This window comes from Xanthobacter dioxanivorans (genome assembly GCF_016807805.1).
Classification (GTDB): Bacteria; Pseudomonadota; Alphaproteobacteria; order Rhizobiales; family Xanthobacteraceae; genus Xanthobacter; species Xanthobacter dioxanivorans.
Genome location: NZ_CP063362.1, coordinates 3,528,357 through 3,545,489 on the forward strand (window position 1 = coordinate 3,528,357; position 17,133 = coordinate 3,545,489).

15 protein-coding genes are annotated in these 17,133 nt (G+C 68.3%); 7 read left to right on the top strand and 8 right to left on the bottom strand.

Annotation, left to right across the window (positions count from 1 at the left end; genetic code table 11):
* The 3 genes from EZH22_RS16420 to EZH22_RS16430 are packed head-to-tail and all read right to left on the bottom strand — an operon-like array spanning position 1 to position 2,514.
* Positions 1-504 (bottom strand): DUF934 domain-containing protein, encoded by a 504-nt coding sequence (locus EZH22_RS16420; protein WP_203191618.1) that lies wholly within the window; start codon positions 502-504, stop codon positions 1-3.
* The gene (locus tag EZH22_RS16425) at positions 491-2,146 is read right to left on the bottom strand and encodes a nitrite/sulfite reductase (RefSeq protein ID WP_203191619.1); all 1,656 of its coding nucleotides are present in this window, start codon (positions 2,144-2,146) and stop codon (positions 491-493) included. The genes EZH22_RS16420 and EZH22_RS16425 overlap by 14 nt, the downstream gene beginning before the upstream one ends.
* Before the next feature lie 53 nt (positions 2,147-2,199).
* Positions 2,200-2,514 (bottom strand): DUF2849 domain-containing protein, encoded by a 315-nt coding sequence (locus EZH22_RS16430; protein ID WP_203191620.1) that lies wholly within the window; start codon positions 2,512-2,514, stop codon positions 2,200-2,202.
* 281 nt (positions 2,515-2,795) lie between these two features.
* Here EZH22_RS16430 and EZH22_RS16435 point away from each other — a divergent pair, with 281 nt between their 5' ends.
* The 6 genes from EZH22_RS16435 (at position 2,796) to EZH22_RS16460 (ending at position 8,376) form a co-directional block, all read left to right on the top strand.
* The gene (locus tag EZH22_RS16435) at positions 2,796-3,596 is read left to right on the top strand and encodes an enoyl-CoA hydratase/isomerase family protein (protein WP_203191621.1); all 801 of its coding nucleotides are present in this window, start codon (positions 2,796-2,798) and stop codon (positions 3,594-3,596) included.
* Positions 3,597-3,727: 131 nt separating this feature from the next.
* A complete protein-coding gene (locus EZH22_RS16440; RefSeq protein ID WP_203191622.1) occupies positions 3,728-4,900 on the top strand; it encodes an ABC transporter substrate-binding protein in 1,173 nt (390 codons plus the stop codon).
* A 195-nt stretch (positions 4,901-5,095) separates the two neighbouring features.
* Positions 5,096-6,016, top strand: coding sequence for a branched-chain amino acid ABC transporter permease (locus EZH22_RS16445; RefSeq protein ID WP_203191623.1), 921 nt, complete (start codon positions 5,096-5,098; stop codon positions 6,014-6,016).
* Entirely contained in the window at positions 6,013-6,927 is a 915-nt protein-coding gene (locus EZH22_RS16450; protein ID WP_203191624.1) for a branched-chain amino acid ABC transporter permease, read from the top strand. The genes EZH22_RS16445 and EZH22_RS16450 overlap by 4 nt, the downstream gene beginning before the upstream one ends.
* Positions 6,920-7,669 carry an ABC transporter ATP-binding protein gene (locus EZH22_RS16455; protein WP_203191625.1) on the top strand — a complete coding sequence of 250 codons (750 nt, stop codon included), beginning with the start codon at positions 6,920-6,922 and terminating at the stop codon, positions 7,667-7,669. Before EZH22_RS16450 ends, EZH22_RS16455 begins: the two co-directional genes overlap by 8 nt.
* Positions 7,666-8,376 carry an ABC transporter ATP-binding protein gene (locus tag EZH22_RS16460; RefSeq protein ID WP_203191626.1) on the top strand — a complete coding sequence of 237 codons (711 nt, stop codon included), beginning with the start codon at positions 7,666-7,668 and terminating at the stop codon, positions 8,374-8,376. The genes EZH22_RS16455 and EZH22_RS16460 overlap by 4 nt, the downstream gene beginning before the upstream one ends.
* Positions 8,377-8,799: 423 nt before the next feature.
* Here EZH22_RS16460 and rpoD read toward each other — a convergent pair whose 3' ends face one another.
* The 3 genes from rpoD to EZH22_RS16475 all read right to left on the bottom strand — a co-directional run bounded on the left by rpoD (position 8,800) and on the right by EZH22_RS16475 (position 13,861).
* Positions 8,800-10,806 carry an RNA polymerase sigma factor RpoD gene (rpoD, locus tag EZH22_RS16465; RefSeq protein ID WP_203191627.1) on the bottom strand — a complete coding sequence of 669 codons (2,007 nt, stop codon included), beginning with the start codon at positions 10,804-10,806 and terminating at the stop codon, positions 8,800-8,802.
* A gap of 246 nt (positions 10,807-11,052) precedes the next feature.
* Positions 11,053-12,963 carry a DNA primase gene (gene dnaG, locus EZH22_RS16470; protein WP_203191628.1) on the bottom strand — a complete coding sequence of 637 codons (1,911 nt, stop codon included), beginning with the start codon at positions 12,961-12,963 and terminating at the stop codon, positions 11,053-11,055.
* A 436-nt stretch (positions 12,964-13,399) separates the two neighbouring features.
* Entirely contained in the window at positions 13,400-13,861 is a 462-nt protein-coding gene (locus tag EZH22_RS16475; protein ID WP_203191629.1) for a GatB/YqeY domain-containing protein, read from the bottom strand.
* Between the two features lie 238 nt (positions 13,862-14,099).
* On the opposite strand from EZH22_RS16475, the gene carA reads away from it, so the two are divergent.
* Positions 14,100-15,335, top strand: a complete 1,236-nt coding sequence (carA, locus tag EZH22_RS16480; RefSeq protein ID WP_231711006.1) for a glutamine-hydrolyzing carbamoyl-phosphate synthase small subunit — start codon at positions 14,100-14,102, stop codon at positions 15,333-15,335.
* A 107-nt stretch (positions 15,336-15,442) separates the two neighbouring features.
* Here the strand turns inward: carA and EZH22_RS16485 are convergent, their stop codons facing one another.
* Together EZH22_RS16485 and EZH22_RS16490 are read right to left on the bottom strand one after the other, a co-directional pair.
* Positions 15,443-16,225, bottom strand: coding sequence for an FkbM family methyltransferase (locus EZH22_RS16485; protein WP_203191630.1), 783 nt, complete (start codon positions 16,223-16,225; stop codon positions 15,443-15,445).
* A 114-nt stretch (positions 16,226-16,339) separates the two neighbouring features.
* Positions 16,340-17,029 carry a GntR family transcriptional regulator gene (locus EZH22_RS16490; RefSeq protein WP_203191631.1) on the bottom strand — a complete coding sequence of 230 codons (690 nt, stop codon included), beginning with the start codon at positions 17,027-17,029 and terminating at the stop codon, positions 16,340-16,342.
* Between the last annotated feature and the right edge of the window lie 104 nt (positions 17,030-17,133).

Here is a 17,133-nt window from a genome sequence, read left to right on the forward strand (position 1 = left end):
TCACCCCTGCGCCGCAAGTTCGGCGCGTCGCGCGTCGCGGACCGTGGCCCGCCCGTCGCCCGTGGGCTGGTAGAAGACGGAATAGGTGGCGACCGCCTTGCCGAAGGCCGCGGCGTCCGCCTCCTTCTCCAACGAGAAGGCATCGAAGCCGGCGCGCACCATGAACAGCACCTGGTCGCGCAGCACGTTGCCCACCGCGCGCAGCTCGCCCTTGAAGCCGAAGCGCTCGCGCAGGAGCCGCGCCTGGCTGTAGGCGCGTCCGTCGCGGAACTTCGGGAAGGTGAGGGCGATCAGCGACAGGCGCGAGAGGAAGGGCTGGAGCTCCGCCACGTCCCGGTTGTTCGGCCAGGCGACGCCGAGGTCGCCGTTGCGGGCGGACAAGGCGGGGCCCTCCGACAGCAGCCGTTCGGCGGAGACGATCACCGGCCCGTCGGGCAGGGCTTCGCCATCGGCGATGGAGACGAAGGCGTCGGCGGCGGGCGCGCCGTTCTTAACGAGAGGCATAGGCGCGCTCCTTGAAGGGCTCGAGGCCGAGGCGCTCGACGGCGGCGATGAAGGTCTCGGCGGGGGAGGTGCGCAGGTCGAGATAGGTGTCGACCAGGCGTTCCACCACGTCCACGATCTCGCTCTCGGGAACGGCGGGGCCCAGCAGCTCGCCGATGCGCGCCTTGGAATTGCCCTTGCCGCCGAGGGTGATCTGGAAGAACTCCTCGTCCTTCTTCTCGACCCCGAGAATGCCGATATGGCCCACATGGTGGTGGCCGCAGGCATTGATGCAGCCGGAAATGTTGAGGTGCAGCCGGCCGATGTCGGCGATGCGGGCGTCATCCGCGAAGCGTTCGGTGAGCTTCTGCGCGATGGGGATCGAGCGGGCGTTGGCCAGCGAGCAGTAGTCGAGGCCCGGGCAAGCGATGATGTCGGTCACCAGGCCCACATTCGGGGTGGCGACGCCGATGGCCTTCAGCTTCGCCCACAGGGCGGGCAGATCCTTCTGCCGCACATGGGGGAAGGTGAGGTTCTGCTCGTGGGCGACACGGATCTCGCCGTGGGCGTACTGGTCCGCGAGGTCGGCGATGGCGTCCATCTGGTCGGCGGTCGCGTCCCCGGGCGGTCCGCCCACCGGCTTCAGCGACAAGGTCACGATGGCATGGCCCGCGACCTTGTGCGGGGCGACGGAATTGGCGTGCCAGCGGGCGAAGGCGGGGTCGGTGGCGAGCGCCTGCGCCAGCACCGCCGGCGTGTCCTCCAGCGCCTCGAAGGCGGGGTTCACGAACCGGTCGCGGATGGCATCGAGAGCTGCGTCGTCGAGCGTCAGGGCGCCGTCGCGGATCTCGGCCCACTCGGCCTCCACCAGGCGGGCGAATTCCTCGGTGCCGAGCTCGTGCACCTGGATCTTGATGCGCGCCTTGTAGATGTTGTCGCGCCGCCCGCCGAGGTTGTAGGTGCGCAGGATGGCTTCGAGATAAGAGAGCAGGTGCTCCTTCGGCAGGAAGTCGCGGATGGTCTTGCCGATATAGGGCGAGCGGCCGAGCCCGCCGCCCACCATCACCTCGAAGCCGGTCTCCCCGTCCCGCTGGCGCAGGCGCAGGCCCACGTCATGGACGCGGATGGCGGCGCGGTCGTGCTTGGCCGCGGTGATGGCGATCTTGAACTTGCGCGGCAGGTAGGCGAATTCCGGATGCAGCGTGGACCACTGCCGGATTACCTCGGCATAAAGGCGCGGGTCCTCCAGCTCGTCCTGCGCCGCGCCCGCCCACGGATCGGTGGTGGTGTTGCGGATGCAGTTGCCGGAGGTCTGGAGGCCGTGGATGCCCACGGCGGCGAGGTCGGCCATGGCGTCGGGCAGTTCGGCGAGCTTGATCCAGTTGAACTGGATGTTCTGCCGCGTGGTGAAATGGCCGTAGCCCCGGTCGTACTTGCGGGCCACGGCGGCGAGCGCGCGCAGCTGCGTCGAGGACAGGGTGCCGTAGGGAATGCACACGCGCAGCATGTAGGCGTGCAACTGCAGGTACACGCCATTCATGAGGCGGAGGGGCTTGAACTCCTCCTCGTTCAGCTCGCCCGAGAGGCGGCGCGCCACCTGATCGCGGAACTCGGCGACGCGCTCCTGGAGGAAGGTGCGATCGAACTCGTCGTAGACATACATCGGGGTCGGACTTTCGATATCGGATGTGCGCGCGTCGGACGGGCCTTGTGGCCTCAGGCGGCGCCGGGCAGGGAAACGGTGGGGCCGCCGACGCGGATGCGCTCGCGCAGGTTGGCGGGCGCGGGCGTGCCATTCGCCGCGATGTCCACGCGCGCGGGGTAGGCGCCCACCGCGGTGTTTTCGTCGGCATGGGCCACGTCCAGCAGAGCGTCCACCGCCTCGCTCGAGCCGGCCACCGCCGCCTCGCCGATGGTCTCTGTCCACCGGCCGTCGGCGGTGAGCCACACCACCACCCCGTCCGCGAGTCGGTTGGCGGTGACGACGGTGGGGCCCGTGATTTTCAGCTTGCGCTGCAGGGGAGAGGTCATGGGTCTGCGGCTCCGCGCTCCAATTTCCCATCTCACATCGGGCGAGCGCTAATTATTACAAGTCCTATGTGTCTTAAACTAAATCACCGAATAAAAATGCGCAATATGAAAATAACCGCGACACACAAATGTAAAATCTATCAGATTGGTAGAATTTGGCGAAAAGCCCCGCGCGCCACCGCATGCGCCGCGACCGGCGACTTGTGAGGACCGGCGCGCTTTGGCAGCTTGGCGGCCCTGCCGGCCGCATTCCGCGCCGTTGGCCAATCCGAGGAACGCCGATGACCGCCGCCACCGACGAGACCCCCATCCTGCTCGACATTGCCGATGGCATCGCGCGCATCCGCTTCAACCGGCCGCAGGTGCTCAACGCCATCCACGAGGGGGCGGTGGTGGCGCTGAAGGCCGCGGTGGACAAGGTGGCGAAGGACGAGAGCGTCCGGGTGGTGGTGCTCTCCGGCGAGGGGCGGGCCTTCCTCGCCGGCGGCGACGTGGCGCGCTTCCACGAGGCGGGGCGGGACGCGCCGAAGGTGGTGAACGCCATCATCGACCCGTTCCACCACGCCATCCTGTCGCTTTCCGCCATGTCCGCGCCGGTCATCGCCAGCCTGCACGGGGCGGTGGCGGGGGCGGGGGTCTCGGTGGCGCTGGCGGCGGACCTCGCCATCGCCGCCGACGACATGAAGATGACCCTGGCCTACACCCGCATCGGCACCTCGCCGGACGGCTCCTCCACCTTCTCCCTGCCGCGCGTGGTGGGGCTGCGCAAGGCCATGGAGATCGCGCTCCTGTCCGACACCATCGACGCTCCCGAAGCCCTGCGCCTCGGTCTCGTCAACAAGGTGGTGCCGGCCGCCGACCTCGCCGCGGAAACCGACGCCCTGGCCCGGCGCCTCGCCGCCGGGCCAACGCTGGCCTATGGCCGCATCAAGCACCTCTTGCGCTCGTCCTTCAGCCACAGCCTGTCCGACCAGCTCCATGCCGAGCGCGATGCCTTCGTGGCCAGTGCCGGCACCAGGGATTTCCACGAGGGTGCCGCCGCCTTTGTGGAGAAGCGCGCGCCGCGATTCGAGGGGAACTGAGCCGTCCATTCCTGCGGAGGTGGCCGGGGGAGGTGCGCCTGCGCCTTTTCCCGGCGGCCTCCACCTTGTGCGCGGCTTGAGCCTCTGCAAGGGTGCCGGCACGTCATGACCATCGTGGGGACCATCCGGCCATGCAGCTCAAGGGACTTCTCGCCGCAACCGCTCTCGCAGGCACGTTCGCCCTCGCCGGCGCGGCCGCCGCCGATCCGGTGAAGGTGGGACTCGTTTCCACTTTGTCCGGCCCGTCCGCCGTGCTCGGCCAGCACATGCGCGACGGCTTCCTGCTGGCGGTGAAGGAGCTCGGCGGCAAGCTTGGCGGGCAGGAGACCGAGGTGGTCGTGGTCGATGACGAGCTCAAGCCCGACATCGCGGTGCAGAAGGTGAAGGGCCTCCTGGAGCGCGACAAGGTGGACTTCGTCGCCGGCGTCGTCTTCTCCAACGTCATGGGCGCGGTGGCCAAGCCGGTGACGGCGAGCGAGACCTTCCTCATCTCCGGCAACGCGGGGCCGTCCACCATCGCCGGGGCGGGGTGCAATCCCTTCTTCTTTTCGGCCTCCTACCAGAACGACCAGAACCACGAGGTGCTCGGCCAGTATGCCCAGTCCAAGGGCTACAAGAAGGTTGTGCTGATGGCCCCGAACTACCAGGCTGGCAAGGATTCGCTCGCCGGCTTCAAGCGCTATTACAAGGGCGAGGTGGCGGACGAGATCTACACCCAGCTCGGCCAGCTCGATTTCTCCGCCGAGCTCGCCAAGATCGCGGCGGCGAAGCCCGACGCCGTCTTCACCTTCATGCCCGGCGGCATGGGCGTGAACCTGGTGAAGCAGTACCGTCAGGCCGGCCTTGCCGAGACGACGCCCTTCCTCTCCGCCTTCACCGTGGACGAGACCACGCTTCCGGCCACCGGCGAGGCGGCGCTGGGCTTCTATTCCGGCGCGGCCTGGGCGCCGAACCTCGACGTGCCCGCCAACAAGACCTTCGTTGCCGCCTTCGAGAAGGAATACGGCTACATCCCCGCCCTCTACGCGGCGCAGGGCTATGACGCGGCCAAGCTGATCGACAGCGCGCTCAAGGCCACCGGCGGCAAGACCGCCGACAAGGCGGCGCTGCGGGCGGCGCTGAAGAAGGCGGACTTTTCCAGCGTGCGCGGCGACTTCAAGTTCAACACCAACCAGTTTCCCATCCAGAACTTCTACCTGGTGAAGGTGGGCAAGCGCGGCGACGGCAAGGTGGAGACCATGGTGGCGGAGAAGATCTTCTCCAACTATGGCGACGCCTATGCGGAAAAGTGCGACATGAAGTGAATCGCCCTCGCGCCCCGGCCGACTGAAGCTTAAGCGGAAGCAGAGCCGGGGCCCAGCGCAAGGCTACGCCGTAGGCGGCGTGACCTGAGACCGCGACGGGGCTTTGCCGGCTTCGCCGACTTTTCCCCTGGATCCCGGATCGGCGCTCCACCTGCGGTGTCGCTTGTCCGGGGCGCCACCTCTCCTTTGCGATCCATGACCCTCACCCTCCTCCTCGTCCAGATCCTCAACGGTCTGCAGCTCGGCATCCTGCTGTTCCTGGTGGCGGCAGGGCTGACGCTGGTGTTCGGGGTGATGGACGTGATCAACCTCGCCCACGGCGTGCAGTACATGCTGGGCGCCTATCTCATGGTCACCGCCACCGCGCTCACCGGCAGCTTCTGGCTCGGCCTGCCGCTGGCCCTCGCCGCCGCGCTGGCGCTGGGGCTGGTGCTGGAACGGCTCGTCATCCGTCCGCTCTACGGGCGGGACCACCTGGAACAGGTGCTCGCCACCTTCGGCATCATCCTGTTCGTCAACGAAGCGGTGAAGATGACGTGGGGCTCGGCGCCCCTCGCCATCCCCATGCCGGAGGCGCTCTCGGGTTCCGTGCGGATCATGGACGGGCTCAATTATCCGGTCTACCGGCTGGTGCTGATCGGCGCCGGCCTGCTGGTGGCGGGGCTGCTCTATGTGCTCGTCACCCGCACCCGCACCGGCATGCTGCTGCGGGCGGGGGCCACCAACGCGCCCATGGTCTCGGCGCTGGGGGTGGACATCGCCGGGCTGTTTGCCCGCATCTTCGCCTTCGGCGCCATGCTGGCGGCCTTCGCCGGCGCCATGGCCGGGCCCATCCTCTCGGTGGAGCCGGGCATGGGCGACGGGTTGCTCATCCTCGCCTTCGTGGTCATCGTCATCGGCGGCATCGGGTCCATCCGCGGGGCGTTCGTGGCGGCGCTCATGGTGGGCCTCATCGACACGCTGGGCCGCTCCTTCCTCACCGACATCCTGAAGCTGGTGATGTCGGCCAGCGCCGCCAGCGCGGCGGGGCCGGCGCTCGCCTCCATGAGCGTCTACCTGCTGATGGCGCTGGTGCTGTTCTTCCGCCCGCGCGGCCTGTTCCCGGCGCCGGCATGAGGCGCCTCCTGCCTTTCCTCCTGTTCGGTGCGCTCGCGGCGGTCCCGCTGTTCGCCGACGCCTTCACCCTGTCGCTGGTGGCGCGCGGCATGATCTTCGCGCTCGCGGCGGTGAGCCTCGGCTTCATCCTGGGGCAAGGGGCGCTGGTTTCCTTCGGCCATGCGGCGGTCATGGGCATCGGCGCCTATGCGGTGGGCATCCTGATGGAAGAGGGGGGGAGGGACGCCCTCGTCTCCTTCCCCGTGGCCATGGCCGCCGCGGGGCTGTTCGCCCTTGCCACCGGCGCGGTCTCGCTGAAGACGCGGGGCGTCTATTTCATCATGATCACGCTGGCCTTCGGGCAGATGGCCTTCTTCGTCGCCCAGAGCCTCTCGGCCTATGGCGGCGACGACGGCCTGACGCTCGCCGCCCGTTCCACCGTGGCCGGCCAGCGCTGGCTGAAGGATCCGAAGATCTTCCATTTCACGGTGCTCGGGCTCCTCGTTGCCACGGTTCTCACGTGCCACGTTCTGGCGGCATCGCCCTTCGGCCGGGTGCTGGCGGCGGGCAAGGAGAACGAGCGGCGGCTGCGGGCCCTGGGGGTGGATCCCTATCCCTACCGCCTCCTCGCCTTCACCATTGCCGGGGCGCTGGCGGGCCTTTCCGGCGCGCTCTATGCCAACCTCGCCGAATTCGTCAGCCCGGCCTATCTGTCCTGGCACCGCTCCGGCGAGCTCATCGTGATGGTGGTGGCCGGCGGCGCCGGAACGGTTCTGGGGCCGGTCATCGGAGCGCTGGGCGTGGTGCTGGTGGAAGAGGGCCTGTCCCGGCTCACCGAGCACTGGCGCATCCTCTTTGGCCCGTTGCTGGTGCTGTTGGTCCTCTCTCGCGGCGGCCTCTCCGCCCTTTTCGGGAGACGGCGCGATGGCTGAGGTGCTGCTGGAGATCTCCGGCCTCGCCAAGGCCTATGGCGCGCTGCACGTCACGGCGGGCGTGGACCTTTCGGTCCATTCCGGCGAGATCCATGCCCTCATCGGCCCCAATGGCGCGGGCAAGACCACGCTGGTCGCGCAGATCGCCGGCGAGGTGATGCCAGACGCCGGTGCCATCCGCTTTGCCGGGTCGGACATCACGCGCCTGCCGGTGCACCGGCGGGCGCGGCGCGGCCTGGCCCGGTCCTTCCAGATCACCTCGGTCTTTCCGGGCTTCACCGTGCGGGAGAACGTGGCGCTCGCCGTGATGGCTGCGCGCGGGCGCACCTTCCGCCTGCTGCGACCCGCCTCCGCCGATCGCGAGGCAAATGCGCAGGCGGAGCTCCTGCTGGCCGAGGTCGGGCTCGCCGGCCGCAGCCGTGTGGCCGCATCGGGCCTCAGCCACGGGGAGAAGCGGGCGCTCGAGCTCGCCATGGGGCTCGCCGCCCGGCCGCGCCTGCTGCTGCTCGACGAGCCCATGGCCGGGACGGGGCCGACGGAATCCGCCGCCATGGTGGCCCTGCTGGAGCGCCTCAAGCGGCAATATGCCATTCTGCTCGTGGAACACGACATGGAAGCGGTGTTCCGCCTCGCCGATCGCATCAGCGTGCTGGTGGCTGGCCGCATCATTGCCTGCGGGACGCCGGACGAGGTGCGCGCCGATGACCGGGTGAAGGCCGCCTATCTGGGGGAGGAGGCATGACCGCACTTCTCGCCCTGCGCGGCCTCACCGCCGGCTATGGCGGCGCGCCGGTGCTGTTCGGCGTCGATCTCGACGTGCCGGCGGGGGCCGCGCTGGCGCTTATGGGCCGCAACGGCATGGGCAAGACCACCACCGTGCGCGCCATCCTGGGGCTGGTGCCGCCGACGGGGGGGAGCCGGACGTTCGATGGCGTGCCGCTGGCCGGGCTCAAGCCCCACCGGATCGCGCGGCTTGGCATCGGCCTCGTGCCCGAGGGGCGGCAGATCTTCCCGACGCTGACGGTGGAAGAGAATTTGATCGCCACCGCTGCCCTGCCGCGCGCGGGGCAGAGGGCGTGGACGCTGGAGCGCGTCTACGGGCTGTTTCCGCGCCTCGCCGAGCGGCGACGGCATTTCGGCAACCGCATCTCCGGCGGCGAGCAGCAGATGCTGGCCATCGGCCGGGCGCTGATGACCAACCCGCGCCTCCTCATCTTGGATGAGGCGACGGAGGGTCTCGCCCCGCTCATCCGCGCGGAGATCTGGGCCGTCCTGTCGATGCTGAAAGGGGAGGGGCTGTCGCTGATCGTCATCGACAAGCATGTCTCCGCGCTGGCGCAGGTGTGCGAGCAGGCGGCGGTGATGGAGAAGGGGCGGGTGGTGCACGCGGGGCCGGCCGCGGCCTTCGTGGCCGATGCGGGGCTGGCGTCGCGCTATCTGGGGGTGTGAGGTTGCTCCCCGGACAAGCGACGGCGCAGCCGGAGCGCTGATCCGGGGTCCAGCGCGAGACTTCCGCGCAGCGGGCAATGCCCGGAACCGTTGGATCAGGAAGCGCCTTCGGCGAGCCCGTCCGCTGGGCCCCGGCTCGCATTCCGCTGACGCCCCATGGGACGTCCCACGGGACGCTCCATGCGTCCGGGACGCGATAGCAGATTTGTCACCGCCGTCGCCCTCCGGCTTGACCGAAGGTGCATCCATCGGTCGGTGCAAAGGGCGGGATGGGTGCTCCGGTCAAGCCGGAGGACGACGGTGATTGCCTTGCGCGGCACAGCTGTCGGGGGATCATTCCGAAGCGGCGTGCACCGCGGAAAGACGCGCAAAAGCAAACGGCAGGCCGAGGCCTGCCGTCCGATCGTGGGCGAGGGGCGCGGCTCAGTTGTCGAGGAACGACCTGAGCTTGCGCGAGCGGCTCGGGTGCTTCAGTTTCCTCAGCGCCTTGGCCTCGATCTGGCGGATACGCTCGCGGGTCACCGAGAACTGCTGGCCCACCTCCTCGAGGGTGTGGTCCGTGTTCATGCCGATGCCGAAGCGCATGCGCAGCACGCGTTCCTCGCGCGGGGTCAGCGACGCGAGAACCCGCGTCGTCGTCTCGCGAAGATTGCTTTGGATCGCCGCGTCGATGGGCAGGATGGCGTTCTTGTCCTCGATGAAATCGCCGAGGTGGGAATCCTCCTCGTCGCCGATGGGCGTTTCGAGGGAGATGGGCTCCTTGGCGATCTTCAGCACCTTGCGCACCTTCTCCAGCGGCATGCCGAGCTTTTCGGCCAGTTCCTCCGGAGTGGGCTCGCGGCCGATCTCGTGCAGCATCTGCCGGCTCGTGCGCACGATCTTGTTGATCGTCTCGATCATGTGCACGGGAATGCGGATGGTGCGCGCCTGGTCGGCGATGGACCGGGTGATGGCCTGCCGGATCCACCACGTGGCGTAGGTGGAGAACTTGTAGCCGCGCCGGTACTCGAACTTGTCCACCGCCTTCATCAGGCCGATGTTGCCCTCCTGGATCAGGTCCAGGAACTGCAGGCCGCGGTTCGTGTACTTCTTGGCGATGGAGATGACGAGGCGCAAATTGGCCTCCACCATTTCCTTCTTCGCCTGGCGGGCTTCCTTCTCGCCCTTCTGCACCATCTGCACGATCTTGCGGAACTCGGCGATCTCCAGCCCGGTCTCGGTGGCCAAGGCATGGATGTCGCCGCGCAGGTCGCGGATGGTGTCCTTCTCGTGGGCGACGAAACCCTTCCAGCCGCGCGAGCCGAGCTTGGAGACGCGTAGCACCCACTTGGGATCGAGTTCCGAGCCCATGTAGTTCTTCAGGAAGTCGTCGCGGGTCACGCCGTAGCTGTCGGAGAGGCGCAGCAGCCGCCCTTCCAGCCCCACGAGGCGCTTGTTGATCTCGTAGAGCTGCTCCACCAGGGCGTCGATGCGCGCCTGGTTGAGGGACAGGCTCTTCACGTCGCCGACGAGGTCTTCCTTGAGCTTCTTCGCCTTGCGCTCCTGCGCCGGCGACAGGGTCTCGTTCTTCAGCTTCGATTCGACGTTCTGGTCCTGCAGGCGCCGGAGCTTGGTATAGGACGAGGCGATGCGGTCGAAGGTTTCCACCACCTTCGGCTTGATCTCCGCCTCCATGGCGGCGAGGGACATGGAATTCTCCATGTCGTCGTCGTCGCCCTCCGGGCCGGGGGCATCGCCCAGCAGGCCGTCCTCGCCGGCTTCGGGCGAAAGGGCTGCTTCCTCGCCCAATGCCGCAGGCGGATTCTTGCCCTCGGGACCGGCGTAGGTGGCTTCGAGGTCGATGATGTCGCGCAGCAGCACGCGGCCCTCGGTGAGCTCGTCGCGCCAGATGATGATGGCCTGGAACGTCAGCGGGCTCTCGCACAGGCCGGCGATCATCGCCTCGCGGCCGGCCTCGATGCGCTTGGCGATGGCGATTTCGCCCTCGCGGGAGAGCAGCTCCACCGAGCCCATCTCGCGCAGGTACATGCGCACCGGATCGTCGGTGCGCTCGGCCGGCTCGGACTTGGCCTCCGAACGCGTGACCGCACGCGACGCGGGCGCGGCCTCGGCGATCTCGCCGCCCTCGCTCTCCTCGGGCTCGTCGGCCGTCTCGGCCTCCTCGCTGCCCTCTTCGGCCTCGGCTTCCTCGGCCTCGATGACGTTGATGCCCATGTCGTTGAGCATGGCGAGGGTGTCTTCGATCTGCTCGGAGGTGACCTCCTCGGAGGGCATCACCTCATTGAGCTGCTCGTAGGTCACGTAGCCCCGCCGCTTGGCGTTCTTGATCATCTTCCGGACGGCGGCGTCCGAGAGGTCGAGCAACGGGCCGTCGGGCGCGTCGGTCTCCTTCTCCGGAGCCTCGGTCGTCTCGGAAGCTTGCTTCGCCATAGACTTCTCCTGCTGATCCCGCCGAATGACAACAGCAGAACGGCGGCGCGGCCCCTCGGCCTCGCCACCTTTTGCCCTTGTGCCCGGGAGCGGCTTTTTTGACGCCATCCCGTTAAACCAGCCTGAACGTCCTTCCAACCCCAATGGTGGATGCGCTAGGCTGCCTTCCGTTCTGCTTCGCGCCGGACTATGGCATCTTTCAGCGCCATGCCCGCCCGGGCGAAATAAAAATTCGCATGCCCGCTCCTAGATGGATCGCGCCGCGCTCCGGCCTGACGACGCACCGAAGCCTTCCACCAATGCCTCGGTCCCGTCCAGCGCCGACAGGCGCTCGCGGACATCCCGAAGCCAGGCGAAATTCGCTTCACTGGGGTCCTCCCCCAAGGTGCGCTCGGCCTCCTTCAACTCTCTAGATAGCGCGTGAGCCTTGTGATGCAAGGCCATACGCTGATGCCACCAGAGCCGGACGTCGGCTGGTGCGGTATCAGGATATGCCGGCCAGTCGTGCCGCGGGTCGGCCAGGGCTCTTACCCGGCGGGTCAGGGCCTCAAGATCCGCCTGTCCGAGGCGTTCGGCAAGGCTCGCGGCGTCGAGGCCGTCGAGATTGGCTTCGACCAGCGCCCGGCGCATCCGGTCCGCTTCCGGATTGGCCAAGGGCAGGTTCGCCACCTCCTCGCTGGCCTCGTCGAGGAGGAAGGCGTGGTTGATGAGGCAGAACAGCAGCAGGGCCTCATTGCGCGGCAACGCCGCCATGGGTCCGCGCACCAGGGCGCTGCGGGCGATTTCCGTGCCTCGGGGCACCAGGGGCGGGGGAAGGGGAGTGCCCTTGCGGGCCCGGGGGCCCGCCTGCCAGCTCTCGCGTCGTCCCTTGGCCGGCCCGCGTTCCTGGGGGGCGATGAGGGCGTTGAAGCGGCCCAGCAGGTCCTGCCGGTAGTGCTTGCGCACGGTCTCGTCGGCGATGGCCGAGACCACCTCGTTCAGGCGCCCTTCCAGCGCCGCCCGGCGTTCCGGCGTGTCGAGGGAGGCGGCCTCGCTTTCCCGCGCCCACAATTCCGCCGCCAGCGGCCGGGCCTGCACCAGCACCTGTTCCATGGCCTCGCGGCCGGAGCGGCGGATGAGGTCGTCCGGGTCCTGCCCCTCCGGCAGGGCGGCGAAGGCGAGGCTGCGGCCGGCCTTCAGGTGCGGCAAGGCGAGGTCGATGGCGCGATGGGCGGCGCGGCGGCCGGCCTTGTCGCCGTCGAACAGCAGCAGCGGCTCCTCGGACATGCGCCAGAGCAGCTGCAGCTGCTCTTCCGTCAGCGCCGTGCCCAGGGGGGCGACGGTGGCGCCGAAGCCGGCCTCCGCCATGGCGATCACGTCCACATAGCCTTCCACCGCGATCACCCGCGCCCCCGACTGGGCGGCGGTGCGGGCGGCGAAGCCGTTATAGAGCAGTGATCCCTTGTGAAAGAGCGGGGTTTCCGGCGAATTCAGGTACTTGGCCGGGACGTCCTTCTCCAGGGCCCGGCCGCCGAACGCGACGATACGGCCCTTCAGGTCGGTGATGGGGAACATCACCCGGTCGCGGAAACGGTCGTAGGGTACCGGAATGTCGTCGCCGGCGATGAGCAGGCCGGCTTCCACCATGTCTTCCACCGGCACACCTGCCTTGCCGAGGGCCTCCTTGAGGTGGAAGCGCTCCCCCGCGGCGTAGCCGAGGCCGAATCGCTTCTGGGTGGCGGCGCCGAGCTCGCGGTCGGCGAGATAGCCGCGCGCCTTCGCGCCGAGGCGTGACTGCAGCGTCTCCTCGAAATGCCGGGCGGCCAGCGCCATCACCTCGAACAGGGTGCGCCGGCGCTCTTCCTTCTTCGCCGCCTCGGGGGTGGCCTGCGGTACCGGCAGGCCGGCCATGGAGGCGAGACGCTCCACCGCTTCGCCGAAGGGCACGCCCTCGGTCTCCATCAGGAAGTCGAACACGTCCCCGTGCTTGCCGGAGGAGAAGCAGTGGTAGAAGCCCTTCTGGTCATTGACGAAGAAGGACGGGGTCTTCTCCGCGTTGAAGGGGGAGAGGCCGGCGAACTCGCGTCCTTGCTTCTTCAGCCGGACCCGCCGGCCCACCACCTCGGACACCGGGAGGCGGGCGCGGATCTCGTCGAGGAAGGCGGGTGGGAAGCGCATTCGGGTCAGGGTCCGGGGCGTCAGCCCATCAGTCTAGCGAAACAGGAGCGGGTGCGGCAGCGCCGATCGCATGCCGGTGGGGGGCGCGGCCGCGCCGGCCGCGCCGGCTCGCACTATCCTCGTTATCCACAGCCGGTCATCTCGCGAAATGCGTGCGCACATGCTGCCCGCCGCAGTCGGGGCCAAGGCAATCGCTGATCGGCCGGCCCTTTCGGCACGGGCCCGGCTGTCACGGGTTCGCTGGCCGATGTCCTGAATACCACCTTCCGGTGTTAAATTCTCTTTCTGCGGCCTGCCCGCGGTCAGGCGCGCTGCTGCCGGACGCCGGCCGTCCCCGCCATCGGGTTGCCGGCGCACGCGCCTTTTGCGCGCGGGCGGGGCCTGGAGCCGCCGCCGACGCGTGGTCGGGGCGGCCCCAAAGGTGGGGCGGACAGCGTCAGCCCGCGTTGGTGAGCGCGTCCTTCACCCAGCCAGAGGCCTTGCCGAAGTCGATGGCGCCGGCATGGCGCTCCTTGAGGACCGCCATGGTGCGGCCCATGTCCTTGATGCCCTTGGCCTCGATCTCGGCGATCACCGCGGCGATGGCGGCGCGGGTGTCGGCCTCGGAGAGCTGCTGCGGCAGGAAGGCCTGGATGTAGGTGATCTCCTCGCGCTCCTGCGCGGCGAGCTCGGGGCGCCCGGCCTCGTCATAGATCTTCGCGCTCTCCTCGCGCTGCTTCACCATCTTCGCGAGGAGCGCCCGCAGTTCGTCGTCGGTCAGGGGGTCCTTGCCGTGGCCGCGCTGCTCGATGTCGCGGTCCTTCAGCGCCGCGTTGATCAGGCGCAGCGTGCCGGTGCGGCGCTTGTCCTGGGCCTTCAGTGACTCTTTCAGAGCCGCATTGATGTCGTCACGAAGCACGGAACGTTGTCCTTGTTGCAATTGTGATCCGGATGGAAGTGCTGGCGCGGGAGGGAGAAGGCGGCCGGGCCTCTTCCGCGTGGCCGCCACGCCTCCGCAGGAGGCTCCCTGCGTCCGCTCGACCGCGCTTTCGACCGCAGCCGTGGCCCGACATCTGCGGGTCCACATGCACCGCGACGCACAAATTCACGCGCTTGACGCTGGAAACGTCGCGCGTGAGCCTCTATCTAGGCGATCCATGACGAACGAACAAGACCACGCCCTGACCGCCCCGGCCGCGGGCCGGGATGCGACGCCCCCCGCCGAAGGCTGGAGCGAGCCCAAGCCCACGGCTGTGCTCGTCCTCGCCGACGGCACGGTGCTCGAAGGCTTCGGCATCGGTGCCGAGGCGAGCCTGGCTGGCGAGGTGTGCTTCAACACCGCCATCACCGGCTACGAGGAGATCCTCACGGATCCCTCCTATGCGGGCCAGATCATCACCTTCACCTTCCCGCACATCGGCAATGTGGGCACCAACGAAGAGGACATCGAGACGGTGTCCATGGCCCAGTCCTCCGGCGTGCGCGGCGTGGTGCTGCGCACAGCGGTGACCGAGCCGTCCAACTACCGCGCCACCCGCCACCTCGACGAGTGGCTGAAGGCGCGCGGCATCCCCGGCATCAGCGGCATCGACACCCGCGCGCTCACCGCCCTCATCCGCGAGGGCGGCATGCCCAACGCGGTCATCGCCCATTCCCGCGACGGCGTCTTCGATCTCGACGCGCTCAAGGCCGAGGCGCGCCAGTGGCCCGGCCTCGTGGGCATGGACCTCGTGCCTGGCGTCACCTCGGCCCAGCGCTTCGCCTGGGACGAGACCACCTGGGGCTGGGCGACCGGATACGGCCGCGAGGATGCGCCCCGCCACCATGTGGTGGCGGTGGACTATGGCGTGAAGCGCAACATCCTGCGCCTGCTCGCCAGCGCCGGCTGCAAGGTGACGGTGGTGCCGGCCACGGCCTCGGCCGGGGACATCCTGGCGCTGAAGCCGGACGGCGTCTTCCTCTCCAACGGCCCGGGCGATCCGGCGGCGACGGGGGAATATGCGGTGCCGGTGATTCGCGAGATCATCGCCAGCGGCGTGCCCACCTTCGGCATCTGCCTCGGCCACCAGATGATCGGCCTCGCGGTGGGCGGGCGCACCATGAAGATGCACCAGGGGCACCACGGCGCGAACCACCCGGTGAAGGACCTCACCACCGGCAAGGTGGAGATCACCTCCATGAACCACGGTTTCGCCGTGGATCGTGGCAGCTTGCCGGAAAATGCGATCGAGACCCACGTCTCCCTGTTCGACGGCTCCAATGCCGGCATCGCGCTGGCCGACCGGCCGGTCTTCTCGGTGCAGTACCATCCCGAGGCGAGCCCCGGCCCGCACGACAGCCACTATCTCTTCGATCGCTTCGTGCAGATGATCGAGAAGAGCAAGGCGGCCTGAGCGCGCCGCCCCTGGACTGAAAAGGCCGGCGCCGGGGATATCCTGGAGCCGGCCTTTTTCGTTGGGGGGCCAGGGAGGCCTCGGAGTGGCGAGGGCTTCGGGAAGGTTCAGTCCTCCCGCCACGCCCACAGCAGATCGTGCATGCCGTCCCTGAGACGGAAGCCCTTGGCGACGAGGTGGGCCTTCAGGTCGGCGCGGGTGCGCGGCGACTGCTTCTGGTCATGCACCTCGATCACCATCTGGCGGATGCGCTTCAGCACGCCGTCGGACGCGCCATAGAGGATGGAAAACTCGGCGCCCTCGCAATCCATCTTGAGGAAGGCGCAGCTTTCGATGCCGTGGCGGGCAAAGGCCTCCTCGAGCGTCGTCGTCGCCACCGTCACCTTCTCCCCCTTCGTGCTCAGCAGCGAACCGGAGGTGGAGACGCCGCCTGCATTTCCACGATGGAAGGTCATTTCCCCCGCCGTGTCGGAGATGGCCTGCGGCACCGGCACCAGCCGGCCGGCGGCGAGGGCGGCGTTGGCGGACAGGTGAGCGAAATTGACCGGGTCCGGCTCGAAGGCGATCACCCGTCCGGCCGCCAGGCGATGCAGGGCGAACATGCTGAAGGCGCCGATGTTCGCGCCGATGTCGACGACGGTATCGCCGGGCTGCACCGGGAGCGGCATCCCCTTGAGGTAGGCCTCGTCGAAGAACACTTCCTTGAACTCGTGCAGCACCTCGCGCGGCACCTTCACCTCGACGCCCGAGCGCAGCCGGAAATGGGCCACGGGCGCCTGGGTCAGGCCGTACTTGAAGGCGAAGTAGGTGGGCCAGTTGGAGATGTTCTTGACGAGATTGGCATAGCGCATGGGATGAGGAGGCTGCCCTTGTGCGGACCCATGCCGCATGGGTCCCTTCTCCCCCGGAGGGGCGCCCCCCTCTTTAATCCGAAAACACCGAAAGGTCAGTCCGGAAAGGTCAGTCCGGAAAGGTCCGTCCGGACAAGGTCAGTCCAGGCAAGGTCAGTCGAGGAAGTGGCCGTGCTCTGCCACGTGCCGGGCGAGGCCCAGCGTGTGCTCGCGCACCAGACGCTCGGCAAGATCCGCGTCGCGCTTCTCGATGGCTTCCACGATGCGGGTGTGGTCGAGGATGGAGCGCTGCGCCCGGTGATCCTGGCCGATGGTGACCTTGCGCACGCCGCGCATATGCGGGAACAGGCTCTCGGTCGTCTCGCCGATCAGCGCGCAGCCGGACATGCGGATGATGAGCTTGTGAAAGGCGAGGTTGGCCTCCGAATACTCGGACACGAACTCTTCCGGGTCGCGGTTGGCGAAGGCGCGCACATTCTCGCGCAGGAGGCGGATCTCGGCCTCGCTCGCCCGCTCGCAGGCCAGCCGCGCCGCCATGCCCTCTAGGGCGGCCCAGACGGTGATCATCTCGATGATCTCCCGCTTGGACTTGCGGACCACGAAGATGCCGCGGCGCGGTACCGAGCGCACGAACCCTTCCTGCTCCAGAAGGGTCATGGCCTCGCGGATCGGCGTGCGGGAGACGCCCAGCTTCTCGGAGAGCTGACGCTCCTCGAGGCGGATTTCCTCGGGGTGGCTGTAGATGTCCATCTCCATGATGGCCGCCTTCAGCGCCTTGTAGGCCTTCATCCGGAAGCTCGATTCCGTCTCGATCGGCTTCACGTTGATATCCTGGTACGTCATCGCACCCCTTCGCCTTAGGCTCGTCGACGCGCTCGGCCGGTCGCCGGAATTCCCACCGCCCGCCGCAACGTGTGATTCTCCGCGCGGCGTATTGAATACATCAT

Excerpts from the sequence above, each read along its gene's own strand:
- EZH22_RS16490 (WP_203191631.1), bottom strand. The coding sequence starts at position 17,029 with ATGACGTACCAGGATATCAACGTGAAGCCGATCGAGACGGAATCGAGC.
- EZH22_RS16485 (WP_203191630.1), bottom strand. The coding sequence starts at position 16,225 with ATGCGGCATGGGTCCGCACAAGGGCAGCCTCCTCATCCCATGCGCTAT.
- EZH22_RS16440 (WP_203191622.1), top strand. The coding sequence starts at position 3,728 with ATGCAGCTCAAGGGACTTCTCGCCGCAACCGCTCTCGCAGGCACGTTC.
- carA (WP_231711006.1), top strand. The coding sequence starts at position 14,100 with ATGACGAACGAACAAGACCACGCCCTGACCGCCCCGGCCGCGGGCCGG.
- EZH22_RS16435 (WP_203191621.1), top strand. The coding sequence starts at position 2,796 with ATGACCGCCGCCACCGACGAGACCCCCATCCTGCTCGACATTGCCGAT.
- EZH22_RS16445 (WP_203191623.1), top strand. The coding sequence starts at position 5,096 with ATGACCCTCACCCTCCTCCTCGTCCAGATCCTCAACGGTCTGCAGCTC.
- EZH22_RS16430 (WP_203191620.1), bottom strand. The coding sequence starts at position 2,514 with ATGACCTCTCCCCTGCAGCGCAAGCTGAAAATCACGGGCCCCACCGTC.
- EZH22_RS16460 (WP_203191626.1), top strand. The coding sequence starts at position 7,666 with ATGACCGCACTTCTCGCCCTGCGCGGCCTCACCGCCGGCTATGGCGGC.
- rpoD (WP_203191627.1), bottom strand. The coding sequence starts at position 10,806 with ATGGCGAAGCAAGCTTCCGAGACGACCGAGGCTCCGGAGAAGGAGACC.
- EZH22_RS16420 (WP_203191618.1), bottom strand. The coding sequence starts at position 504 with ATGCCTCTCGTTAAGAACGGCGCGCCCGCCGCCGACGCCTTCGTCTCC.
- EZH22_RS16450 (WP_203191624.1), top strand. The coding sequence starts at position 6,013 with ATGAGGCGCCTCCTGCCTTTCCTCCTGTTCGGTGCGCTCGCGGCGGTC.
- EZH22_RS16425 (WP_203191619.1), bottom strand. The coding sequence starts at position 2,146 with ATGTATGTCTACGACGAGTTCGATCGCACCTTCCTCCAGGAGCGCGTC.
- dnaG (WP_203191628.1), bottom strand. The coding sequence starts at position 12,963 with ATGCGCTTCCCACCCGCCTTCCTCGACGAGATCCGCGCCCGCCTCCCG.
- EZH22_RS16455 (WP_203191625.1), top strand. The coding sequence starts at position 6,920 with ATGGCTGAGGTGCTGCTGGAGATCTCCGGCCTCGCCAAGGCCTATGGC.